We start from the raw sequence: 23,151 nt of genomic DNA, 5'->3' as shown, positions 1-23,151 counted from the left end.
TATGATGGCGCTGGCCAGCGCGTGCGCAAAATTCGCTCGTTGCAGACCAATGCCCGAACCGTGACGGCTGAAGTGCGTTACTTGCACGGGCTGGAACTTCGTACCGACAACGGCACCGGGGAGGTGCTGCAGGTCATCACCGCACAGGCCGGCCTCAACACCGTGCGGGTGCTGCATTGGGAAAGCGCTCCACCATCCGGCGTCAACGATCAGCACCGGTACACCCTGGTCGATCACCTGAAATCCTGCACCGTGGAACTGGCCGACGATGCACAAATCATCAGCCAGGAAGTCTTTTACCCCTACGGTGAAACCGCGTGGTACGCCGGCCCGGATGTGATCGCCATCGACTATAAAACCCTTCGTTATTCGGGCAAGGAGCGGGATGCGACAGGGCTTTTTTACTATGGGCTGCGTTACTACGTACCGTGGTTGTTCCGTTGGCTCAATCCTGACCCCAAAGGATTCATTGATGGGCCTAATCTTTATCAGATGGTAAGAAACAATCCCATGACTTACGTCGACAGCGACGGTGGAGGATTGACCGACGCTTCGGAGCTGAACGACAGCCTGGACAAGCAAAGTTCCTTGTTGAAATCCGTGGGAGGTGGCGCTGCTGACTTCAAGAATTCGCTACTCAATCACGTTTATGCGCAGCATCGTTTCAAAGCGTTGGGCAGGCGTGTCATTACCCAGCTTGCCAGCAGTGCTGTCAGTTCGGTGGGTACGGCGGCGGGGGCTGCGGCCGGCGGTGCCATTGGTGGGCTAGCAGGACCTGTGACCGGAGGGTTGGGAAGCAAAGCGGGGGCAGCTGTCGGGGCTAAAGCGGCAAGTGCGCTGATTTCCAGGGTGGTGGATACGCATCAACTGGATCGCCCGATCAGCTTCAAGGGTAACGAAATGAACCCTAAATCATTCATCGAGGCCGTTGAACCCAAAAAGAAAACCAACCTGAAGACGATAAAATTCGAGCTGTCGGCGATGGACCCGCGGACCCGTGAAGGGCGAACAGAACTGGGGAAAAAGGTTGCCACCGCAGTGGTTGATAAAGTTATCGACAAGGTCGCCAGCAAGCTGGGATCAGAAGCGCCGGGCCTGATCAAGACAGGCCGGGAGTTTTACCAGGCGTCACAGGGCCTGAATGCCGCATCGCTCAGTGAAGTTCACGGCGACATACCGGCGGTGATCGATCTGCTGGAATTCAGGATGCAGGCCATCAACAACGAGTTCGCCAGCTCTGGCAGTTCGGACCCGAACGCCTTCGAGCGTATCGCCGAGCTCTCATCGCAGACAGGGGAAGTCGTTCAGAATTTAAACAGAAATCAGGATTTGATCGGGCTTGTTGCGCCCAAGCCTTATGCTGGTAGACGGCAGTCGTTGAGTGGGAAGTCCCGTTCAGCTCCGGTTCGGCAGCTGTCACAGGGCTGACACCAGCAAAAAAAAACCCGCCCAACCCGCTGCGGATAGGGAACGCAGCAAACTGGACGGGGGCTTCTGGTTTTGCGTTAACGCTTACTGCGCGATGGTTTTCACCGACACGCCACGTTCGATCGGGGTGGAGCGACCGTAGATATCCTCAAACCGCTCGATATCGTCTTCGCCCAGGTAGCTGCCCGATTGCACTTCGATGATCTCGAGTGGAATCTTGCCCGGGTTGCGCAGACGGTGGACCGAAGCGATCGGGATGTAGGTCGACTGGTTCTCGCAGAGCAGGAACACGTTGTCGTCGCAGGTCACTTCGGCGGTGCCGCTGACCACGATCCAGTGTTCGGCGCGGTGGTGGTGCATTTGCAGCGACAGGCACGCGCCCGGTTTGACCGAGATGTGCTTGACCTGGAAGCGGCCGCCCATGTCCACCGAGTCGTAGGAGCCCCACGGACGATAGACTTCGCAGTGGTTCTGGGTTTCAGTGCGGCCCTGCTCGTTGAGGGTGTTGACCATCTGTTTCACGCCTTGGACCGAGTCCTTGTGGGCGATCATCATGGCGTCCTTGGTTTCGACGACCACGATGTTTTCCAGGCCGATCACCGACACCAGTTTGCCGTTGCCGTGGATCATGCAGTTCTTGCTGTCCTGAATGACCACGTCGCCTTTGGTGACGTTACCGTTGACGTCTTTGTCATTCACTTCCCACAGCGACGCCCAGCAACCGACATCGCTCCAGCCAGCGGTCAGCGGCACGACGCAGGCGCGCTGGGTTTTTTCCATGACCGAGTAATCGATGGAATTGTCCGGGCAGCAGGCGAAAGTGGCTTCGTCGATGGTGATGGTGTCGGCATCCTGTTTGCTGCGCTCAAGGGTCAGCAGGCAGGTGTCGTAGATGTCCGGATCGTGTTTTTTCAGCTCTTCCAGGAAGCGGCTGGCGCGGAACAGGAACATGCCGCTGTTCCAGAAGTAGCCGCCGGACTGGACGAACTCGGTGGCGCGTTTCACGTCCGGTTTTTCGACGAAGTGCGAGACGCGGCTGACGCCTTCGGGCAGCAGCGAGTCATTGGTGGACTTGATGTAGCCGTAGCCGGTTTCCGGTTTGGTGGCCGGCACGCCGAACAGCACCATTTCGCCGTTTTCGGCAGCGACGGTGGCCAGGGCCAAGGCGCGTTGCAGGGCTTTCTGGTCTTCCAGTACGTGGTCGGCCGGCAGCACCAGCATCAACTCGTCACGACCTTCGTTGACCAGCATCATCGCGGTCAGGGCCACGGCCGGCGCAGTGTTGCGGCCGAACGGTTCCATCAGGATGCGCTGGGTTTCCAGTTTACGGTTGGTCAGTTGCTCGTTGACGATGAAGCGGTGGTCTTTGTTGCAGACCACGATCGGGGTGTCCATGCCTTCAAACACCAGGCGTTCCAGGGTTTGCTGGAACAGCGTGTGTTCGCCGGTCAGGGCGAGGAACTGTTTAGGAAACTGCTTACGGGAAAGCGGCCAAAGACGTGAGCCGCTACCACCTGACAAGATCACCGGAATCATGTTGTTACTCCTTGAAAATCGTATGGGTCAGAGCTACTGCGTTCTGTCGTTTCACTCTTGTTCTTATTCCGTGTCCCAACTGACACCTCGGTCCCTTGTAGGAGCATGGCTTGCCAGCGAAGGCGGTCTCAAGGGCCTCTTCGCCGGCAAGCCGTGCTCCTACAGGGAACGGGGTCAGTCGGGCAAAATGTTTAGCGCGTCGAAACCGGGCGTTTTACCCAGACTGGCGACAGGCTGCTGCCTTTACCGGTGACGTAGAGCACGGCGGCTTCACCGCGTTCCAGGGCAACCGGCTTCACGTCGCCGACTTTGGTGGCGCCGTCATACAGGGCCAGGCTGACTTTGACCGGGTTGATTTCACGCTCGCCACGGCCCTTGGCGGCCACGGACGGAACCACTTCGGTCTTGCCGTCAGCGGTTTTCAGGGTCAGGGCCTTGTCGCTGAGGTTCTGTACGCGAACCAGGGATTTCTGCTTGTTCTTGAATGGCGGCTCTTCGATCAGTTGTGGCGCGCCGCTGGCGTTGTTGACCAGGGTGTAATAGTGATCGCCGGCCAGTTTCACCGGCAGGGTCTGGCTGCCGACCTTGGCGCTGTAGTCGCCGCCCGGCATGAAGCTGAAGTCGGTGCTGGACAGCGGCGCGACTTCGGCCAGGTTGGTGGTGCCGACGGTGGCGCTGACTTCAGCGTTACCGGCGTTGTAGACACGTACGAAGCTCGAACCTTTCGGTGCAGTCGGGCCGTAGAGTGCGGCGTCGCCAGCGAAGGCGGACATCGACAACACGCTCATGCCAGCGACGAGAGCAAAGGTCTTGGCGAGACGGCGAGGAGTAGTAGTGAAAGTCATGGTGTACCTCTCTTTCAGTTTTGCGCCCGGTCGGGCGTCTCGGATTTAGTGTTTGCGGCTACGTTTTGTTGGCGAGCACCAGCTTCTTTGAGCGCTGCGACCCACTGCGGGTCGGCGTCGCCGATTTCGTTGTTCACAGGCAGATAACGTTCAGGAAACTCCCAGATCAGCACTTGTGGCGGGCTGTTCTTGAAAGCGTCACTTTTCAGGTAGCTGAGCATCGGCAGAATCGGGCCGTGGCCGTCTTCGGCGTAATTGACCACGTCGCTGTTCAGCGCTTGTTTCAACGCTCCGACGAAGTTCCAGTTAGGGTTGGCGCTGTAGCTGGTGCCGATCAGGGCCACCGGCACTTCAGTGTTGGCGAACAGCGCGTCATCACCGGCAGGCTGGTCTTGCGCCGCCACGGTGTTGCGCTTTTGCAAAGGTTCCGTCTTCGGCATCAGGTTTTCGAACAGCGGGTCCAGCGGCAGGAACAACCGCAGGTCGCCCTTGTGCGTGACTTTCTCCGCAGGTTCAGTAACGAAGTGTTGCGGCTCGCCGCTGAGCGGGGTTTTCTCGGCAATGGTTTTGGCCAGGGTTTCGGCGGCGATTTGCGCGCCTTCCGGAGTCCAGTGGGTGTCAGTGCGCAAGAACACTTGCTGACCATCCAGCTTGGCTTTCAGCATCGGGCCGAACAGGTCGGGCGCGATGATTTTGTTGGCCGCCACACGAGCGTGGAAGTCTTCATAGAGGTTGGCGTGAATGCTCGAAGGCTTCACTGCGCCCAGGTGCTCCGGGTACAGGCGAGTTTTGGCCGGCACAATCGCCATCACCAGTTTCACGCCCTTGGCTTTCAATTCCTGACGCACGCCTTCTACGAGCGCGTAGTTGCCTTGCAGGTTCAACTCTTCGTTGACGATCGGGTTGAATTCTTCATCGCTGTACAACCATTGATCGCGACCGAGCACTACGCCCGGACGACCTTCGTTGAACAGTTTGAAATCCAGCGCGGCCCAAAGGTTGGTGCCCAGGCGCTTGATCGGGAACTCGTCGTCGTAGTGCGTTTCCACGGCTTTGGCCCAGCGGCCATTGAGCACCGTCGCATCGGCGTTGGTGCTGAAACCGAAGAAGCTGCGCGTGGACCACAGGCCCAGCACCAGCAGGGTCACCATGAACAGGGCGATGTAGAAGATACGTAATGAGCGGGTCATGGTCAGATCCCTCAGAACTGGAAGTAAAGGAACGGCGAGAAGCTTTGCGCCGAGAGTTTGAAAATCGAGGCGATGAACAGCACCAGTACCAGCGTGCGCATCACGTAACGGGACCAGTCCGCGGTCCAGTAGGCCGGTTGCACGGTGGCTTCAACGCCGACGGTGTAACCAGGCTCGTGGATGCTGGCCGGGTTGTCGCCCGGGACTGCTTTGATCATTCCAGGCTGAGCGGCGCCCGGGCCATCGGCCTCGACGTTCACCGCAGGCTTGGTCTTCTCAGGCGGCAGGTTGCTGTAGAAATCGCGGATGCCGAAGAACGCCAGAGTCATGTAAGCCACCACCAGGGTTGCCACTTGCAGGCCGGTGAGGCTGGCCGCGTTGAGTTCCGACAGTGACCATTCGCCGAAGCTGAACATCGCACCGTACATACGACCGGCAACGTGCAGGTTTTCCGAGCGGAAAATCACCCAGCCCATGACCACGAGCAGGAAGGTCAGCGCCCAGCGGATCGGGTTGATGCTGCGCGGCGACGTGTTCAGGCCGAGGGCTTTTTCGATTGCCAGCCACATGCCGTGCCAGGCGCCCCAGACGATGTACGTGATGTTCGCGCCGTGCCACAGACCACCCAGCAACATGGTCAGGAACAGGTTGCGATAGGTCATCAGCGTGCCTTTGCGGTTACCGCCGAGCGTGATGTACAGGTAGTCACGCAACCAGGTCGACAGGCTGATGTGCCAGCGACGCCAGAACTCGGTGATCGACTGGCTGATGTACGGCTGCTTGAAGTTTTCCATGAAGCGGAAACCCATCATCAAGCCCAGGCCGATGGCCATGTCGCTGTAACCGGAGAAGTCGAAGTACAACTGCGCGGTGTAGGCGAGGGCACCGAGCCAGGCATCGCCCGTGGTCGGGTTTTGCAAGGCGAAGCAATGGTCGGCCACCACCGCGAGGGTGTCGGCGATGAAGACCTTTTTGATGAAGCCCTGCATGAACCGCGTGGCACCTTCGGAGAACTTGTCGAGGGTGTGGGTGCGGTTGTTGAACTGGTCGGCGAGGTCGCGAAAACGCAACACCGGGCCGGCGATCAGGTGCGGGAAGATCGCCACGAACGCGGCAAAGTCGATCAGGTTGCGGGTCGCCGGGGTATCACCCCGGTAGACGTCGATGATGTAGCTGATGGACTCGAAGATGTAGAACGAGATCCCGATCGGCAACAGCACGTGGGTCAGGATGAACGGCGACAGGCCGACCGAAGTCATCATCGCGTTGATGCTGTCGACGCCGAAGTTGGCGTACTTGAAGTAGCCGAGAATGCACAGGTCGACGCCCACGCCCAAGAGCAACCAGCGCTGTGCCGGTTTGGTCCGAACACCTGCGGCACCGACTTTGAGGCCGATCCAGTAGTTCCACAACGTGACGGCTGCGAACAGCGCAAGGAAGTCCACACGCCACCAGGCATAGAACACGTAGCTGGCGAGCAGCAGCAGCAGGTTGCGATAGCGTATTCCGCTTAAGTAGTACATGCCGAGAAAGATCGGCAAGAACAAAAACAGGAACACGTTGGATGAAAATACCATCCCGGTCTCTCCACGTTTAACCAACAGTCAAGGGCCAACGGCCCCCCCAAACCCCCCACGAAATTCGGGAGGATGTATTGCATTCAAAATCGCCGCGATCACCTGTAGGAGCGAGGCTTGCCCGCGAAGGCGGAGTGTCAGTCGACATCATTGATGAATGTCAGACCGCATTCGCGGGCAAGCCTCGCTCCTACAGGGTTTTGCGTTTGGTTCTAAGAGCCTTTTTTGCCTTTTTCACTCGCCGGGTCGTAGACCTTGGTCAAATCCCCACCGAGGCGGAAGGTCTTGAACGGCTGCATTTCGCGCTTTTTCTCAAGCACATCCGGCGAGCAGGTGTAGAGCGTGCAGAACGGTTCGAGCCAGGCAAATTTCGAGTCGACCTTGAGGTCGGTCATGTCCTGTTCTTTACCGTTCTTCTTCTCGAATTCTTCCGGGTCTTCGACCCCCGCGAGCACTCGATCACCCAGGCGCTTCAATGCGCCGTTGTTTTCCTGACGCAAGTCCACACCGTTGACCTGAGCGAAACTGGCGATCATCGCCAGCGGCGGCAGAGCGTAGTTGTGATAGGAGAGGGCGCGTTGCTGGCGCTTGAGTTCGTTGGGCAGGAAACCCTGGGCGTCGATTTGATTGACGCCGACTTTGTATTCCTTCACCGACCAGTCGAACAGGTCGCGGCGGTTGGTGGCGATGGACGTTGCCATCACCGACCAGGCGGACCAGTACGAGTGGTTGTTGGTTTTTTCCAGCGGCAGGTTGTCCCAGTCGCTGACCACTTGATCAGCCATTTTGCTGAACCAGGCCTCAATCAGTTGGGCCTCTTGCTGATGGTTCGCCAACGGATGCGAGTCGGAGAATTTCAGGCGGATATAGGACGAGGCCATGCTGCCCAACGCCCATTTGCGCATGGACTTGCCGGTGTGGTTGAAGTCTTTGGACATCAACGCATCGGCCTTGGCCCAGGCGGTCAACCAACTCAGGGTGCATTCCAGTTGTTCCGGACGACCATCACGCATGTACTGCATAACGCGCTTGCTGGTGCCGCGCTCAATCTTGGTGATGTCGGCCGTGGTGTCGCGGAAGGCTTTTTCCGATGCCTCGTTCAGGGTCGAACGGGCCTTGTCGGAACCTTCGTACTTGCTGCGAAATTGCAGGGAGCCGGTGTACGGCGTCGGCATCGCATCACAGCCTTCGCGCTTGTCGCCGGTTTTGACTTTTTCAATCGGCGCGAAGTATCCCTGTGGCGGACGCAGGGGCGCAGCGGCCTGAGTCGCACCGGCAAACATGGCCAGGCTCAACAGGGACGGTGCGATTAATCTTTTCAAAGTTCGGGTTTGCATGCATGTCATAAGAGGTTGCCTCACTGCCCGGCCTGAGCGGTACGCTGCCCAGCGCCAGGGAACACGTTGCGTTTGCAGATTTTCGCTTCGACTTTCTGTGGCGTGGCACCCGTTTCAGGGCCCTGGATTTCGACGGCCAGCAGATTCTGCGAGGCCCAGTCTTCGTCCGTGCGCAACTCAAAGGCGAAACGCCCGTCGGTATCGGAGGTTTCCGGTTTTTCGATTTTGATGTCCTCGTGGCGACCGTTCATGTACCAGAGGGTGGCTTGCAGATTTTTCACCGACGGATCGGCGAAGCGAATGTCGACCTGGTGGCTGCTGTTTTGCAGATTCAGGTTCTTGCTGTTGACCATCAATTCGTTCTTGCCCGGTTTCAACGTGGTGCTGCCGGTCAACTGTGCATCCTTTCCTTCGCAACCGTTGTCCAGCAGCGCCATCATCTGGCGGTAGATGGTTTCCTGGTCGAGGCGATAGAGCGGCGAGAATTCCCAGATCAGAATCTTCGGCGGCTTGGTCTGGAACTCTTCGCTGCCCAGGTACTGAAGCATCGAACCTTCCAGCCCACCGCCGGGGAACGCCACGTTGAGGATGTCGGCGCCGATGGCCTCTTCGAGGAAACCGGAGAAGTTGTAGTTCTTGCCACTGTGGCTGGTACCGACCAGGGTGACCTCCGGATTGCCGGAATCACTGAACAGATCGCCATCAGCTGCTTCGCCTTTGGGCTCGGTGGTGAACTGATCCATGTACTGGGTCGCGTAGCTGGTGCCACAGAGTTGACCGGCCATGTTGTGTAACGTTCCGGTCTTGCCCATGCGACCCGACTTATGGCTCTCGAATTCGCGTTTCGGCACGTCGGCAAAGGCCGGCATTTTCTTGATTTGCTCACCGACGATTTTCGCCGTGCGCTGGGCGCCATACGGCGTCCAGTGTTGGTCGCCGCGGAAGTAGAAGTCGTGGGCCTGCTGGGTCTCAGGCAGCGACTCGTTGGTCAGCGGCGACAGGTCCGGCACGGTGTAGCCCATGGCGGCGAAACGCCCGAGCATGGTCTTGTAGTTCCTCAAGGCCTTGTCGAAATCGAACTTGGCTTTGTCTTCCGGGTTGAGCTTGTTGCGGTTCACCAAGCCACGGGTCGGCTGGTAAACGACGACCAGTTCGACGCCTTTGCTCTTGAACGCGTCGTGCAGTTCTTTCATGCGTTTGTAGCCGGCGGGCGTGGTGTCGAACTCGGTGCGCAAGTCTTCTTGCGTACGGAATAGCCAATCGCCCTGAGCCTGCACCAGCGTGGTGAAGTTCTGCTGGTAGCGCGTGGTGTAGTTTTTCGCGTCGTGCGCTGCCGGGCACAGGTTGCAGCACGGTTCAGCGTCGAAGCTGGGTGGCTTTATGTTGCCGGCAGCTTCATCGGCACGAGCACCGGCGCTGGCCGCGAAAATGCCGACGGTCAGGGCCGACAGGCTGAGTAATTTGATCAAGTGTGAGTGCATAAAATTATCCTCAGTCCTGCATTTCGGTCTGGCGTTCGACAGGGTCGATCAGCACGGCTTTCTGCTGGCGCACCAGCAGGTCGAGAATTTCATCCTGGCGCTCGCCAAGAATCCCGTTGAAGCTGATGCCGCTGGATTTGGTCGGCGCGAGCATGGACACGCGATACAGCTCGACGCTCAGCGGCGAGTCGATGGACAGCGGTCCGCTGCCGTTGCCGGCCAGTTCGCCGCCGACGATGATCAGCGACACCTGGGCATCGAACGGGTCGAGCTTGATGTCCCGGTCGGTGTCGCTCAGGTCCTTGATGTGGCCGTAGACGCCGGTCAGGCCGTTGGCCATGGCGAGGTTTTCATAGAGGCGAATGTTCACGCTGTTACGAATACGGATACCGTGGCGACGGTTGCTGATCACCTTGTTGGCCCACAGCAGGTTGTCGCCACTCTCGTAGAGGGTGATGCCGTCCGTGTGGTTCTTGTAGATCTCGTTGTAGGCGATCAGGTTGTTGACGCTGTTACGGTCGATCACCAGGCCCGACAACTTGTTGTCGTAGCTGCGGTTGTTGAAGATGAAGCTGTCGTTGACCTCACGGGAAATGATGATCCCGTGCTTCTTCTTGGTCCCGAAAACGGTGTTGTCGGCGATGATCAGACCGTGGGAACGGTCATGCGGGTCAATGCCGTAAACGATGTTGTCTTTGTAGGTGTTGCCCTTGACCACGAAGTCGCGGGTTTCGTAGCAATAGAAGCCGTACCACATGTCCGAGAACTCGGAGCCGATGATCCAGCCAGTTGGTTCAGGACGCTTGAGCACCTTGGCCATGTTCGGCGTGTACTGGGAAATACTCACGCCGTAAGACTTACTGTTGGCGTAGCCGAAACTCGCCATCTTGCTGTTGGCGATGTAGGTCTGGGTGCCGCCCCAGGCCAGCAGGAACGGACGGAATTCTTTCGGGGACTTGAACGTCGCCGGACCGTTGTCCTTCTCGCGCCAGCCAGTGATCTTGGTATCGCGCACAAACAACTGACCGTCGTTGACCAGGAACGAACCGGCCTCTTGGGACAGGCGCAATTCCTGGGTCTGCTTGTCGATTTCCAGAATGCCGTTCTTGCCGACCACGATCGGCAACTTCGCCAGGAACACGCCCGGCGAGGTTTCGCTGAAGTACTGCTTGGGTACTTTCTTGGCCAGGTCCTTGAGGTTCATGTAGCCGTCGTCGACGAAGATTGCCTGCGGGATACCGTGCTGACGCACCACCCACTCGGCCATCTTGTTGTCGCCGCCGATGAAGTCCTTCAGCGCGTCTTCCTGCATCATCCGGCGCACGCTGATCTTGCCGGCCTTGGTACGCACGATTTTCGCGGCGATGGCTTCGGCGGTGTAGCCGGAGGTGTCCGGCAGTTTCGGCGCCGCCAGTTCCAGCGGCTCGGTCGGTGCGCTGCTGACGGTGTAGGTCTTGGCCTGTTGCAGACCCTTGGCAACGGTCGCCGGCTGCCCTTTCTGGACGGGCGCGGCCGGCTCCACCGTGGCGAAGGCCGCCGAGCTTGCCAGCAGCATCGCGCCGGCCAGCAAGGTCAACGAGCCTCTCTTCGGACTGTTCATGTCAGGAACTCCCTTCGCGGTTCGCATCAGAAGCGCCAGATCACGTCGATAAACGCGCGGTGCATGTACGAGTCGACGCCTTTGCCATACGCATCACCCGGCTTGAACACACCGCCGCGCAAACGCACGAGGGCCGAAGGCTCATCGATCGACTGGCTCAAGGAGGCGGGCAGCAGGCCTTGCTTGAAGTACTTGGTGACGACCACGTCCATTTCCTGGCCGAGGTCTTTGTTGCCATCTTCCAGCGGCAGGGACGTGCTGGAGAGCACGGCACCGGTCACGTCGTCGGTGTCGTTCTGCACGGCGTTGATGCCGTTGCTGCCGACTGGCTTATTGCCGTCGACGCGCCAGAATTTGTGGTAGATCACGCTGGCGTCGTATTCGTCGTTGAGCATCCACGAACCGAACAACGTAGCGGTCTGCATGTTGTTCATTTCGCCGCGGAAGGCTTCGCCGAAACGGTGAACCCGCGAACGGGTACCGGTGTAGTTCGAGCGGTTGCTTTGCAGGCCGTTCTGTTCGTAATCGGCGCTGGCGCGGGCATAGGCTGCACCGACTTGCCATTGCGGATCGAGGCGCAGACGCACGCCCAGGTCAGTGGCCCAGCCATCGACGTTGCCGCTGGTCTTGGCTTGTGCGGGCGCGGTGCCTTCGGCGGTCAGCGGGTTGACCGTGTCGCGGTCGCCGCTCATGCCGGTGACGCTGCCCCAGTAATTGACGGTGTTGGTGTTGCGCCAGTTGTAGGCATCGCTGTCGGCGGTCAGGCCGATCCAGCTGATGTCGCCATTCTCTTTCTTGTCCAGAGAATCGGCGGGAACACCAGGTTGCGGATAGTCGAGCTTGCCGTCATCGTGGGTGTGATGACCGCGAATGCCGACCCAGTTGCCCGGCGTCCACTGATACGCCGCATCGGCGTAAGCGTGCAGGCGATCCTTGTCTTTGGGCGCCAGTTCGGTGAGGTCGGTGCGGTATTCGCTGAAGCGTTCGGCGACACCGGCGTTGGCGCGCAACAGGGTGGTGTCGAAGGTCCAGTTCAGGGCTTCGATGTTGGTGTCGCGCCATTGGCCGTCGTCGTTGCGCAGGCGTTGGCGACCGAGCTTGAGGATCTCGCCAGGGTACGGCGTGAGGCCGCTGTAGCCGACCCAGAACTCGCGCATCGCCAGGTAGTTTTTCTTGCTCTTGCGATCACCGTTGTCGGTGGCCTGGGTGCCGTCGCTGTCGGACTGCTGCAGGGTGTCGGTCTCGATGATGTCGGTGGACGTCACGGCCTGACCCATGGCGTAGCCGCTCCACGCGCCGCTCTCGCCATAAATCCATGGACGCAAGTCGAGGCCGACGCCGTTGACGTCGCCGCCGCTCGCCGTACCCAGGTCGGTGTCGTCTTCGGACTGGGCAGTGACTTTGACGTCAAGGCCGTAGTTCTTGCTTTCAGTCAGGGCCGCCAGGGTCGGGCACGACCACAAGAGGGCGAATGACAGGCCGATACCGGCCTTCACGAATGGATTCAACTTCATAGGGATTCCTCGCCGTCTTCTTCTTCCAGGGCATGCAGTTCCAGCGTGTTCTGACTCAAGGCACTACGAACGGCCTGTTCTTGTTTCAACAGGCGTTGGGCCTCGGCGAGCTGGGCAGGCGGCAGTTGGGCTTCGAGTGTTTGCGCAAGCTCGGTGGCTTGCGGGGTGTTCTGCGCCTTGGCCAATTGGCTGAAGACGTAAGCGTTAAGAGGGTCGGGCTTGGTGCCCTTGCCTTGGGAAAACAGTTGGGCAATGGCAAAGTCGGCGCTGTTCTGGCCGTTACGCGCAGCCTTGAGCAGGTGGTCCAGCGCTTTCTGCGAATAGACCTTGCCCAGGTAGCCGCGACGGTAGATCTGGCCGAGGTAGTAATCGGCGGCCACTTCTCTGTCGACGGCTTTCTTGAAGTGTTCTTCGGCGGCCTTCGCGTCGGCCGGCACCATTTTGCCTTCGTAGTAGAGCTTGCCCAGCAACAGCTCGGCACGCGGCTGGTCAGCGGCGCGGCCGTTGTCCAGGTACTTCATCATCGTGTCGACGTCGCCCAGTTCCGGGAAGTCGTAGAGCAATTGCGCAAGGCTGACCCAGGAAGCGGGGTAGCCCGGAGCGATGCCTTCGAGCAGCGACTGAGCGGTTTTCTCGTCGGTCTTGCCCAAGTTTGCATCGCTCAATATGCGAGCCACGCTGTCCACGCGCTGAGCGGTTACCGTGCCGCGAGCATGAGCGGCTTGCATCTGCTTGATCAGCTCGGCCTGTTGCTCAGGCTTGGCCTGTTTCTGATAGACCGTGGCCAGTTCGACGTAGCAGATGTCCGTGGTGTTCAACGCGGCTTTGCAGATCGTTTCCACTTCGTCCAGATGCTGGTCGTACGTGCCTTGGGTGCGATAGAGCAGCACCTGGGCCAGGCCCGCTTCCGGTTTGCCTTCGGCGCGCCATTGGCTGATCTGCTGCTGAGCGTTCACGTTGGGGAAACTGTGCGGGTATTGCAGGTACAGCATCGCCAGCGGGATCAGGGTGTTGCCTTCGCTAGCGGCCGAGGCTTTTTTCAACAGGCCTTCGGCTTCGTGCTGTTCGGCTTCGGTGGAACCCGGCTTGGCCACTAGAAGGCGACCCAGGCGAGCCTGGGCACGCGGCGAGACGCTGGCCGCGGCGCGGTAAGTCGCCTCGGCCTGTTTGATTTGTGCCGGGTCACGGCTGTCGACCTGGATATCAGCCAAGCCAACCTGTGCTTCGCTGTAGCCCAGGTCTGCCAGTTGCTGGTAATTCTGCGCCGCCAGCGCGGTGTCGCCGCGCTTGAGGGCTTCGTTGGCCAGACGCTGGTCGGGCAGACCGGCGCAACCGCTGAGGCTGACCGCCAGGGCCAGTGCACAGAATGCATAACCAGTGTGGGAGCGGGCTTGCTCGCGAAGCAGGCGCTGCGGTGCATCAGACATACCGAGCTGATCCCTTCGCGAGCAAGCCCGCTCCCACAAGGTGTGCGGTGCGTTCAAGATTTTTGAGATAGTCACAGGCATGTCCTCTGCTTAAAGACCGGAAGCCATGGCTTTGTCGATCAGCCAGTTCAGGTTCGGACCACGGGTGCTGTTCACTTCAACCGGGCGACCGGCGAACTTGCTGTCCAGCGGCTCGTCGGGCTGGATCAGCACGCGGATGTCGGACGACAGATCGGCGCTTTTCAGGCTGGTGCTGCTGACGATTTTGCCGGTGCGGGTGGTGTCTTCGCCGGCGATCTGGAAGCTGACCGTGTTGCCTGGACGTACATCGGCGAACTGGCGATAGGAGAAGCGCGCTTCGACATTGGCTTCGCTGTTGCGCGGCACCAGTTGGAAGATCACGTCGCCTTTGCTGGCGTACTGACCGTCGGCGACCATTTGCTGGGCCACGGTGCAATCGCACGGCGAGGTCAGGGTGCCGGTCATTTGCTTGCCGAACAGCTCTTCAACCTTGGCCGGTTGCAGTTGGTTGTCGTCAAGATGGCCCTTGAGCACATCGAGCATGCTGGTGCTGAACGTCGCGAGCGGAGCGCCTTTGGCGGCAACGCCGTCGGCCTTGATCAGGCTCTGCACGGTGCCGTCGCGCGGCATGGTGATGTTCATGCCAGGCACGCTGACAAGGCCAGCCTGGGCATGGCTGACGAAGTACATGCCGTACACCGACTTGAAGATGAAACCGAACGCCGCCAGGCCGACGAGGAAAATCGCCAGGCTGAACGTCACAGCGCGCAGGCGACCGAACGCCGACATGCCGTGGCCGCCATCCTTGACCTTGCGCGCCTTGGTGAAGTTGTCGCGCTGTAGGGTCGCCAGCACTTCACCCATGCTGACGATGTCGCCGGCCAGGTGCGAGGTGATCAAGTGGCGCAGTGTCGAGATGTCTTGTGGTTCCAGGTTCTGGAACTGGCAACCGGCACGACCGGTCGGGCGGTCGAAGGAGCGCACTTGCAGCTCCACGTCCATGGCCAGGCCGAGGTTATCGATGACGAATTGCAGGCGAGCCTTGTACACGTCGCCGATTTTCAGTGGCAGCTGACCGGCGTTGAAGGCCAGACCGCCAGCGGAAAGATCGATCACTCGAGCTTCCATCGGGGTCCGGTCGGGACCGAAGAAGCGCAGCTTGGCCGGGATTTTCACTCGGGCGTGTTGGCGCTGGGCTTCTGACTCATGCACTACGTTGGCGTTGACGGCGGTATTCATAGGGGCAATTTCCTGGTTAATTCAATAAGGGGGCGGTCAGACCATCATCAGCAGCACGGCAACAAAGATGCTGCCGGCGGAGAAGGTCATGGTCCGAGACGACCAGGTGTTGAACCAACGTTGAAAGCTGGCGAGATCACGGGTCAGGGAAGTGGGCTGGCGAGTCCAGGACTGTTGGTCGAGGCGGAAGAACACGTAGATCTTCACCAGCGCGCCAACGATCTGGTTGTAATAGAGAATCGCCGGGTAGGCCGGGCCGATCCGGTGACCGGACAAGGACAGCAGCACGGTCAGGATCAGGCGGGTAATACCGATCCACAGCAGGTACACCAGGATGAACGCGGTGCCGTACTTGAAGCTGGCGATCAGCGCGACGGTCAGGCCCAGCAGCGAGGTCCACATCGACACGCGCTGATCGAACAGCACCACCGAGGTGAACAGGCCGAGGCGTTTAACCCCCAGGCCGAGCGCGCGAGCGTTCTGGCGCAGGTTGTTGCCGTACCAGCGGAACATCAGTTTGCGACTGGCCTTGATGAAGCTTTTTTCCGGCGGATGCTCCACGGTGTGGATCGCGGCGTCCGGCACGTAGAACGTGTCGTAGCCCAGGCGCATCAGGCTGAACCAGCTCGACTTGTCGTCACCGGTCAGGAACTTGAAGCGGCCCAGGCGCCAGTGTTGCAGCGAGTCGCTTTCCACGTCGGCGATGAAGTCCGGGTTGGTGACCACGGTCGCGCGGAACACCGACATCCGGCCGGTCATGGTCAATACGCGCTTGGACAGGGCCATCGAGCACATGTTGATGTGGCGCTGGGCGAAGCGCAGTTTGTGCCATTCGCTCATGATGTAGCCGCCGCGCACTTCGCAGAACTCGTTAGTGGTCAGGCCGCCGACATTGCCGAACAGCTGGAACCACGGCACGGTCTTGAGCACGGTGCCCTCGGCGAGCACGGTGTCGCCATCGATCACTGCAACGACTGCGCGGTCGTCCGGCAGGTGGCGGGAGATGGCGCGAAAACCGTAGGCCAGGCCATCACGCTTGCCGGTGCCGGGAATGCGCACGAAGTCGAGCTTGACCCGATCCGGCGGATTCATCCGGGACCAAAGGCTTTTCACCAGCTTCTCATCGGACATTTCCACGATGGAGCAGACCATGGTGGTCGGCAGGCCGCAGTCGATCGCTTCGCGAATCACCGAGGCGTAGACCTGAGCGGTGGTCAGTGCATCGATACGGAAACTGGTGACCATCAAAAACACATGGGACGGGTTTGCCGCGTCACCCAGCTTGCGCACTTTGCGCCGCAGGTGCGGGTAGACCACGTACAGAAACAGCATGCCGCGCACAAAGTGCGTGGCGCCCATCGAGTAGCGCCAGATGCCGATGATACCGATGAGGAAGATAAAGTCCTTCGAATCGGAATCGAATGTGGACGCAGGCAACGCCATGGCGATGCCCATCAATAAACTTAGGTAAAACAGCCAACCGGCGGCCTGAAGTAGGCCGTGCTTTAGCCTGTGCATAATCTGCATCCGTCTCTATCTCGGGCGAGCCTGTGGGGTGGCCCGATGGGGTTAAGGCAGGCGAAAAAGCGTAGGAGCGAGCGATGCGGCGACCCGACTTGCCCGCGAAGGCGGCGTACCTGACACATCACGTCGTCCGGTTCGCCGGCAAGTCGGATCGCCGCCCGCTGATTCCTACAGGGAGCAGCTTGTTACCAGCAGATGCCTTCGGTGCGGCCGCTGACGCTGGTGGCTTTGGACATGAAGCCAACCAGGTCGACGACTTGCTTGCCGTGCGGAGCGTTCTGCGCCAGGGCGCGGAATTTCTCGTCACGGTTGCCGAGGATGATCACGTCGGAGTTGGCGATCACGTCGTCGAAGTCAGCGTTGAGCAAGGACGAGACGTGAGGGATTTTCGACTCGATGTAATCCTTGTTCGCGCCGTGGACACGGGCGTATTCGACGTTGCTGTCGTAGATGCTCAGGTCGTAACCCTTGCCGATCAGCATTTCCGCCAGATCAACCAGCGGGCTTTCGCGCAGATCATCGGTGCCGGCCTTGAAGCTCAGGCCCAGCAGGGCGACTTTGCGTTTGTCGTGGCTGGAAACGATGTCGAAGGCGTTCTGCACCTGGGACTCGTTACTGCGCATCAGCGAGTTCAGCAAAGGCGATTCCACGTCCAGGGCACCGGCGCGGTAGGTCAGGGCGCGCACGTCCTTCGGCAGGCAAGAACCGCCGAACGCGAAGCCTGGGCGCATGTAGTACTGGGACAGGTTGAGGGTCTTGTCCTGGCAGACCACTTCCATCACTTCACGACCGTCGACGCCGCACGCCTTGGCGATGTTGCCGATCTCGTTGGCGAAGGTCACCTTGGTGGCGTGCCACACGTTGCAGGTGTACTTGATCATCTCGGCGACAGCGATGTCCTTGCGGATGATCGGTGCGTCGAGCTCTTCGTACAGCGATTGCAGAACGTCGCCCGAGGCCTTGTCGAACTCGCCGATGACGGTCATTGGCGGCAGGTCGTAGTCGGCGATCGCGGTGCTTTCACGCAGGAACTCAGGGTTCACTGCAACGCCGAAATCAACGCCGGCTTTCTTGCCGGAGCAGTCTTCGAGGATCGGGATGACAACGTTTGCGACCGTGCCCGGCAAAACGGTGCTGCGAACCACGATGGTGTGGCGGGTGGTCTTGTCACGCAGGACAAAACCGATCTCGCGGCACACGGCTTCGATGTAGTTCAGTTCCAGGTCGCCGTTCTTCTTGCTCGGCGTACCGACGCAGATCATCGACAGGTCGGTGTCGCGAATCGCCTCGGCGAAGTTGGTCGTGCCGCGCAATTTGCCCGTCTCGATGCCCTTCTTCAGAAGTTCGCCCAGACCCGGTTCAACGATCGGCGATTTACCGGCGTTGATCATATCGATTTTGTCTTTGGCAACATCGACGCCAACGACGTCATGGCCCCGTGCAGACAGGCAACCGGCACATACTGCGCCGACGTAACCCAAACCAAATATGCTGATACGCATCGCAATTACCTCTGTGTTTTATCAAGCCATTACATGGCCGGAGTTAATGGTGTTCAGCGGTATAGTGCACTCGAAAGTGCGGCTTACAGGCGCCACAGTGCCGCGTGCAGGCATACAAAGTTCCGAGTGTCTAATTAAGTGCGCTCAAAATGTGCGCAACTAGGCCTTATTATTTTGATATGCCCTGTTATGCAGCCAATCTTCTAATCAGAAGACATTCGTGCAATGGTCTTGCGCGCTCAATGCCAGGCGCAAGCCCGTAAATCAAGCGGTTGGGTGCTCAGCTGAGCACGTTTATAGGGGCGCTGCCTTGGTCATGAAGGGGATATTGATTAGCGTATCTCCTGTCCTTTATGTGTCGCCCAAATCAGAGGTCCAGTGTGCAGAAGTTAATGTGACAACTTCGCTACGCGACGCTCTTCTCTGCGTAAGTTATCTCGCACAAACGCTGGGAGAATCGTTACCGATGGTATGAACTACGCATTTGGACATAGTTCCGGTCCGCCCATCGCGAATTCTGAAATTTCTTGAAATATTGAGAAAGATGGCACTGCTCTCATATTGATAGCACTTGCCGTTTGGCCCTTTATATATAGGCCGATTATCGGGTTAGATAGTTTTGTGCCACTACCGATAAAAATTTTCAGTGCCACTACTGAAAAAAATCATCAATGTCGAGTGAAACAATAGTTAGAACATTGAGTGATGTATTTCTGGCGCCAGTAAGTCGGCGAATAAGGCGGGAAATTGTTGGACGATCAGACGGCGGCGCACGACGTTTTTTTGCTGTCGTGCACCGACCGGGTGCTTACTCTGGCGCGTGATCGCGCAGGAATACCAAATGGTCCGGTTTAGACTGCTCGGCGCTGTAGCGATAGCCATGAACGTCAAATTTTTTGAGGTCTGCCGGGTCGTTGACGCGCTCTTCAATGACAAAACGGCTCATCATTCCACGCGCTTTTTTTGCGTAGAAGCTGATGATCTTGTATTGGCCGTTCTTCAAGTCTTTGAAGTCGGTGTTAATGATGCGCGCGTTAAGGGCGCTGCGTTTGACCGCCGAGAAGTACTCGTTGGAGGCCAGGTTCAGCAACACGTCGTCGCCCTGATCAGCCAGTGCTTCGTTCAGCCATTCGCTGATCCGCGTACCCCAGAATGCATACAGATCCTTGCCGCGGGCATTCGCCAGTTTGGTGCCCATTTCCAGTCGATACGGTTGCATCAGATCCAGAGGTCGCAGCAAGCCGTACAGGCCTGAAAGCATGCGCAAGTGCTGTTGGGCGTAATCGAAATCGGCTTCGCTGAAGGTTTGTGCGTTCAGGCCGGTATACACATCGCCCTTAAAGGCGAGCAGCGCCTGTTTGGCGTTTTCCGGTGTGAACGCGGGCGTCCAGCTGCCGAAACGCGCGGCGTTGAGGCCGCCGATCTTGTCGGAGACGTGCATCAACTCACTGATCTGTGCTGGCGTCAGGTCGCGCAGCTGCATGATCAACTCCTGGGAATGGTCGAGGTATTGCGGCTGGGTGAAGCGCTGGGTCGCCGGCGGTGTTTCGTAGTCGAGGGTCTTGGCGGGGGAAATCACCATCAGCATGAAGTCGTCTCCTTTAATCGTGGGGGCGATTCTAGGGGGTTGGGCCGGTTGACTCCAGCTATCAAGTCCATAGGTGATCGGTGGTTTTGCACAAACCCTGTAGGAGCGAGGCTTGCCCGCGAAAGCGGTGTGTCAGTTACCGTTGATGCCATCTGACATACCGCCTTCGCGGGCAAGCCTCGCTCCTACAGGGTTCGGTGCTGCTGCGGGAATGTGGACCAGATCAGCTATAGTGCCGCGCGGGTTTTGTTATGGAGACATCCCATTGCGTATCGTTTTTCTATTTTCGGCGTGGCTGTTGAGCTTCGGTGCCATGGCGGCGCCGGGCGAAGTGGCGACGCTTGATCGCAGCACCTGGCCGGAACAGCTCAGCAGCCCAACGCTGTTCGACGTCGCGTCACGCGCCGAAATCCTCATGTTCGCGCGCGTGCTGCTGGCCAGCGAGTCGCTGGATGAAGCGAGCCTGGCGCAACGCCTAAGCCTGCGCACCATCAATCTGGAGGCCGTCAACAACCTGCGCCAGCGCATGTGGCAGCGCCTGCTCGCCAACTACAACTTCGCCCAGCAGAGCTGTGATCAGGATGCGTCCTTCTGTTTCCTCGTCGAGGACATGGACACCCTGCGCCAGCAAGCGGCCAAGTTTCAGGTCAGCGATGACAGCTACTACATAAAGTGGTCGGAGCCGAGCCGGTTGTTCCACGCCCAGTACCTCGACGAGCAACTGCGCAAGGCGGCACTGTTTCCACAGAGCAGCAGCGAAGTCGATCGTTTTGGCGACTACGAGCGCAACGGCGACGAGATGCATGACCGGCTGTTCTTGCTGACTTTCGACAGCGCCGCCAATGTCACGCCGGACAACACCGGCTGGGTCACAGAGTACTTGCGCAAGTCGAACATGAACGGCACGTTCTTCGTACTTGGCAAAGACATCCAGGCGCGTCTGGCCGAGCGAGCGGTGGCCAGTCTGCAAGCGACCTATTCAGCGCAGTGCATCGGCGTGCAAGGTTGGGAATTTCGTTCTCACAGCCACTGGCAGGACTGGCAGGATTCGGTGCGCCGCAGCGTCGAGCTGGTCAAAAGCAAACTGCCGGAGAATTACGTGCCGCTGTTCCGCCCGCCCGATGGCCAGCGTCGCTCGGATGCCGAAGGCTTCTTCGAGGCGCAGGGTTTGCAGGTGGCCTTGTGGGACATCGATGCCCAGGACGGCGCCGGCAAGCTCAAGGGCAATCCGAGCGCGCAGCGCGTGTTGACGCTGATGCTGCTGTGGCGACACGGGGTGATTAACTTCAATGTGAAGCAGGATGCTGTGAAAACGGCGATGCCCTGGCTCATTACGCAAACGGCGCAAAGCGGGATCGGTTGGGAGGACTGCCAGGACGCCTTTCGCTGAAACCGTAAAAGCCCGGAATCATTGGGGAGGAGGGCAAGTCGGGGTGAATTTCGTGAAGATTACGATGCAGGCGGACTTCCGACTTTAACGGGGTGATGGCAATCCGCCTAGTGCTATTGGTCACTCTGAAAAATAAACTTCAAAAAAACGTCAAAGTACTTTTTTCTGTCATGGGTTTTGGAGTATTACGAAGACAGACCGCCGAAACCTGCAACACAGGTGGCGTCTCCCAAGACCCAGTTTGTGTGAGCAGTTCACTTGAGTCCCCGCAGGTGAATTCGGTAGTCACTTCGAGGCGCAGCACCGCCAAGGTATTGCGTCGAATGGCTCCCACAAAGGTGACCGAGTATGGATGATCACGGACGTAGTTCTTCCTCCAACCAGCCAATCCTTTATGTACTCGATACCAACGTATTGATTCACGATCCAAACGCCCTGCTTAACTTCGAAGAACACCACGTTGCCATCCCGATGACCGTGCTTGAGGAGCTGGACAAGCTCAAGAGCGGGCATCACAGCGTGGCTGCGGAATGCCGTCAGGCGATTCGCCTGATCGACAAGACGTTGGGTGATGCCAGCCCCGAAGACGTCGAGCTTGGTGTGCCGATCCAGCGTGGCAAAAGTGGGCCCAAGGGTTTGCTGTCAATTCTGATGAGCAAACGTGCTGAACCGAACATCATTCTTCCCGAACACCTGAACGACAACATCATCATCAACCAGTTGATCGACTTGCACGCGCGCGAACCAAAGCTGCCCGTCGTGCTGGTCACCAAAGACATCAACATGCGCCTCAAGGCCCGGGCGTGCGGGATCGCGGCCGAGGACTACAGCACCGACCAATTGGTTGATGACGTATCGCTGCTCCCTAATGGTTACCACAACATGACCGGCTCCTTCTGGGACCTGGTGAGCAAGGTCGAGACCCGTCAGGACCATGGCCGCACCTGGCACCAGGTGAAGCTGATCGACAACCTGCCGGCGGTGCACATCAACGAGTTCATCATCGATGAACAGGGTTTTGTCGGCTGGATCAAGGAGATTGAAGAAGACCGTCTGCTGATTCTCGACCTGCATCAGGAACCGCTGCTGCACCAGGAAGCCTGGGGCCTGAAACCGCGTGACATCTATCAGAGCCTGGCGCTGTACGCCTTGCTTGACCCGGATATCCACCTGGTCAACCTTACGGGTGCTGCCGGCTCCGGCAAAACCATCCTGGCCCTGGCGGCGGCGATCGAGCAGACCATGGTCAGCAAGCGCTACCGCCGGATCATCGCAACGCGTAGCGTGCAGGGCCTGGACCAGGAAATCGGCTTCCTGCCCGGCACCGAGGCGGAAAAAATGGAGCCTTGGTTGGGTGCCATCACCGACAACCTCGAAGCCTTGCACATGGATGACGAAAATACCCATGGCAGCGTCGATTACATCCTCAGCAAAGTGCCGTTGCAGTTCAAATCCCTCAACTACATTCGAGGCCGCAGCTTCCAGCAGAGTCTGATTTTGATCGATGAATGCCAGAACCTGACACCGCACCAGATGAAAACCATCATCACCCGTGCTGGCGCCGGTTCCAAAGTGGTGTGCCTGGGCAACCTGGCACAGATCGACACGCCTTACCTTTCCGCGACCAGTTCCGGGCTGACGTACCTGACAGAGCGCTTCAAGGATTTCCCCAACGGGGTGCACATCACCCTGCAAGGGGTGCCACGTTCGATACTGGCCGAATACGCCGAAACGCATTTGTAACCACTTCACCGAAACCGGGCGGCCCCAAAAGCCGCCCGGTTTTTTATGCCCCACACATACCCTGTAGGAGCGAGGCTTGCCCTAATGCCAGTCAGTTAAGCCCTCCAGCCCTCTTTTTGGGGTATTTGACTGGTCTAGGCTTGACCACTCTTGGGTAACTTCGCTCTCGTCTGGCTGGCAGTATGAAGTGCTGAGCCTGGATTCTCAGT

16 protein-coding genes are annotated in these 23,151 nt (G+C 58.9%); 3 read left to right on the top strand and 13 right to left on the bottom strand.

The features are described 5' to 3' along the window. On the top strand, positions 1–1,428 hold a 1,428-nt coding region (locus EYC95_RS28895; RefSeq protein WP_131063361.1), incomplete at its 5' end, for an RHS repeat-associated core domain-containing protein. Between the two features lie 84 nt (positions 1,429–1,512). Here EYC95_RS28895 and EYC95_RS28890 read toward each other — a convergent pair. From EYC95_RS28890 to yaaA, 13 genes are all read right to left on the bottom strand, one after another. Then, the gene (locus tag EYC95_RS28890; protein WP_131063360.1) at positions 1,513–2,964 is read right to left on the bottom strand and encodes a mannose-1-phosphate guanylyltransferase/mannose-6-phosphate isomerase; all 1,452 of its coding nucleotides are present in this window, start codon (positions 2,962–2,964) and stop codon (positions 1,513–1,515) included. Between the two features lie 191 nt (positions 2,965–3,155). Then, entirely contained in the window at positions 3,156–3,809 is a 654-nt protein-coding gene (locus tag EYC95_RS28885) for an alginate O-acetyltransferase AlgF (RefSeq protein ID WP_131063359.1), read from the bottom strand. A gap of 14 nt (positions 3,810–3,823) precedes the next feature. Further along, the gene (locus EYC95_RS28880) at positions 3,824–4,999 is read right to left on the bottom strand and encodes an alginate O-acetyltransferase (RefSeq protein ID WP_131063358.1); all 1,176 of its coding nucleotides are present in this window, start codon (positions 4,997–4,999) and stop codon (positions 3,824–3,826) included. 11 nt (positions 5,000–5,010) lie between these two features. After that, the gene (locus tag EYC95_RS28875; RefSeq protein ID WP_131063357.1) at positions 5,011–6,576 is read right to left on the bottom strand and encodes an MBOAT family protein; all 1,566 of its coding nucleotides are present in this window, start codon (positions 6,574–6,576) and stop codon (positions 5,011–5,013) included. 212 nt (positions 6,577–6,788) lie between these two features. Continuing rightward, complete coding sequence (locus EYC95_RS28870; RefSeq protein ID WP_131063356.1) at positions 6,789–7,922, bottom strand: mannuronate-specific alginate lyase; 1,134 nt, start codon at positions 7,920–7,922, stop codon at positions 6,789–6,791. 11 nt (positions 7,923–7,933) lie between these two features. Further along, positions 7,934–9,394: an alginate O-acetyltransferase gene (locus EYC95_RS28865; RefSeq protein WP_131063355.1), complete on the bottom strand. Its 1,461-nt coding sequence runs from the start codon at positions 9,392–9,394 to the stop codon at positions 7,934–7,936. 10 nt (positions 9,395–9,404) lie between these two features. Continuing rightward, positions 9,405–10,994 carry a mannuronan 5-epimerase AlgG gene (gene algG, locus EYC95_RS28860; RefSeq protein ID WP_131063354.1) on the bottom strand — a complete coding sequence of 530 codons (1,590 nt, stop codon included), beginning with the start codon at positions 10,992–10,994 and terminating at the stop codon, positions 9,405–9,407. Positions 10,995–11,020: 26 nt separating this feature from the next. Then, positions 11,021–12,508 carry an alginate export family protein gene (locus EYC95_RS28855; RefSeq protein ID WP_131063353.1) on the bottom strand — a complete coding sequence of 496 codons (1,488 nt, stop codon included), beginning with the start codon at positions 12,506–12,508 and terminating at the stop codon, positions 11,021–11,023. Further along, complete coding sequence (gene algK, locus EYC95_RS28850; RefSeq protein ID WP_131063352.1) at positions 12,505–14,016, bottom strand: alginate biosynthesis TPR repeat lipoprotein AlgK; 1,512 nt, start codon at positions 14,014–14,016, stop codon at positions 12,505–12,507. Before algK ends, EYC95_RS28855 begins: the two co-directional genes overlap by 4 nt. Positions 14,017–14,025: 9 nt before the next feature. Then, positions 14,026–15,195, bottom strand: coding sequence for an alginate biosynthesis protein Alg44 (locus tag EYC95_RS28845; RefSeq protein WP_131063351.1), 1,170 nt, complete (start codon positions 15,193–15,195; stop codon positions 14,026–14,028). Positions 15,196–15,231: 36 nt separating this feature from the next. After that, a complete protein-coding gene (gene alg8, locus EYC95_RS28840; protein ID WP_371928444.1) occupies positions 15,232–16,713 on the bottom strand; it encodes a mannuronan synthase in 1,482 nt (493 codons plus the stop codon). A gap of 191 nt (positions 16,714–16,904) precedes the next feature. Continuing rightward, positions 16,905–18,221 carry a nucleotide sugar dehydrogenase gene (locus EYC95_RS28835; RefSeq protein WP_109628077.1) on the bottom strand — a complete coding sequence of 439 codons (1,317 nt, stop codon included), beginning with the start codon at positions 18,219–18,221 and terminating at the stop codon, positions 16,905–16,907. Between the two features lie 808 nt (positions 18,222–19,029). After that, entirely contained in the window at positions 19,030–19,809 is a 780-nt protein-coding gene (gene yaaA / locus EYC95_RS28830; RefSeq protein ID WP_131063349.1) for a peroxide stress protein YaaA, read from the bottom strand. 265 nt (positions 19,810–20,074) lie between these two features. Between yaaA and EYC95_RS28825 the strand changes: the two genes are divergently transcribed. Both EYC95_RS28825 and EYC95_RS28820 read left to right on the top strand, forming a co-directional pair. Continuing rightward, the gene (locus EYC95_RS28825) at positions 20,075–21,199 is read left to right on the top strand and encodes a polysaccharide deacetylase family protein (protein ID WP_131063348.1); all 1,125 of its coding nucleotides are present in this window, start codon (positions 20,075–20,077) and stop codon (positions 21,197–21,199) included. Between the two features lie 348 nt (positions 21,200–21,547). After that, entirely contained in the window at positions 21,548–22,942 is a 1,395-nt protein-coding gene (locus tag EYC95_RS28820; RefSeq protein ID WP_131063347.1) for a PhoH family protein, read from the top strand. The last annotated feature ends 209 nt before the right edge of the window (positions 22,943–23,151 follow it).

It is taken from the genome of Pseudomonas sp. BGI-2 (genome assembly GCF_004310295.1).
Classification (GTDB): Bacteria; Pseudomonadota; Gammaproteobacteria; order Pseudomonadales; family Pseudomonadaceae; genus Aquipseudomonas.
Note: the sequence above shows the minus strand (reverse complement) of the source record. Positions and strands in the feature narration are given on the sequence as shown.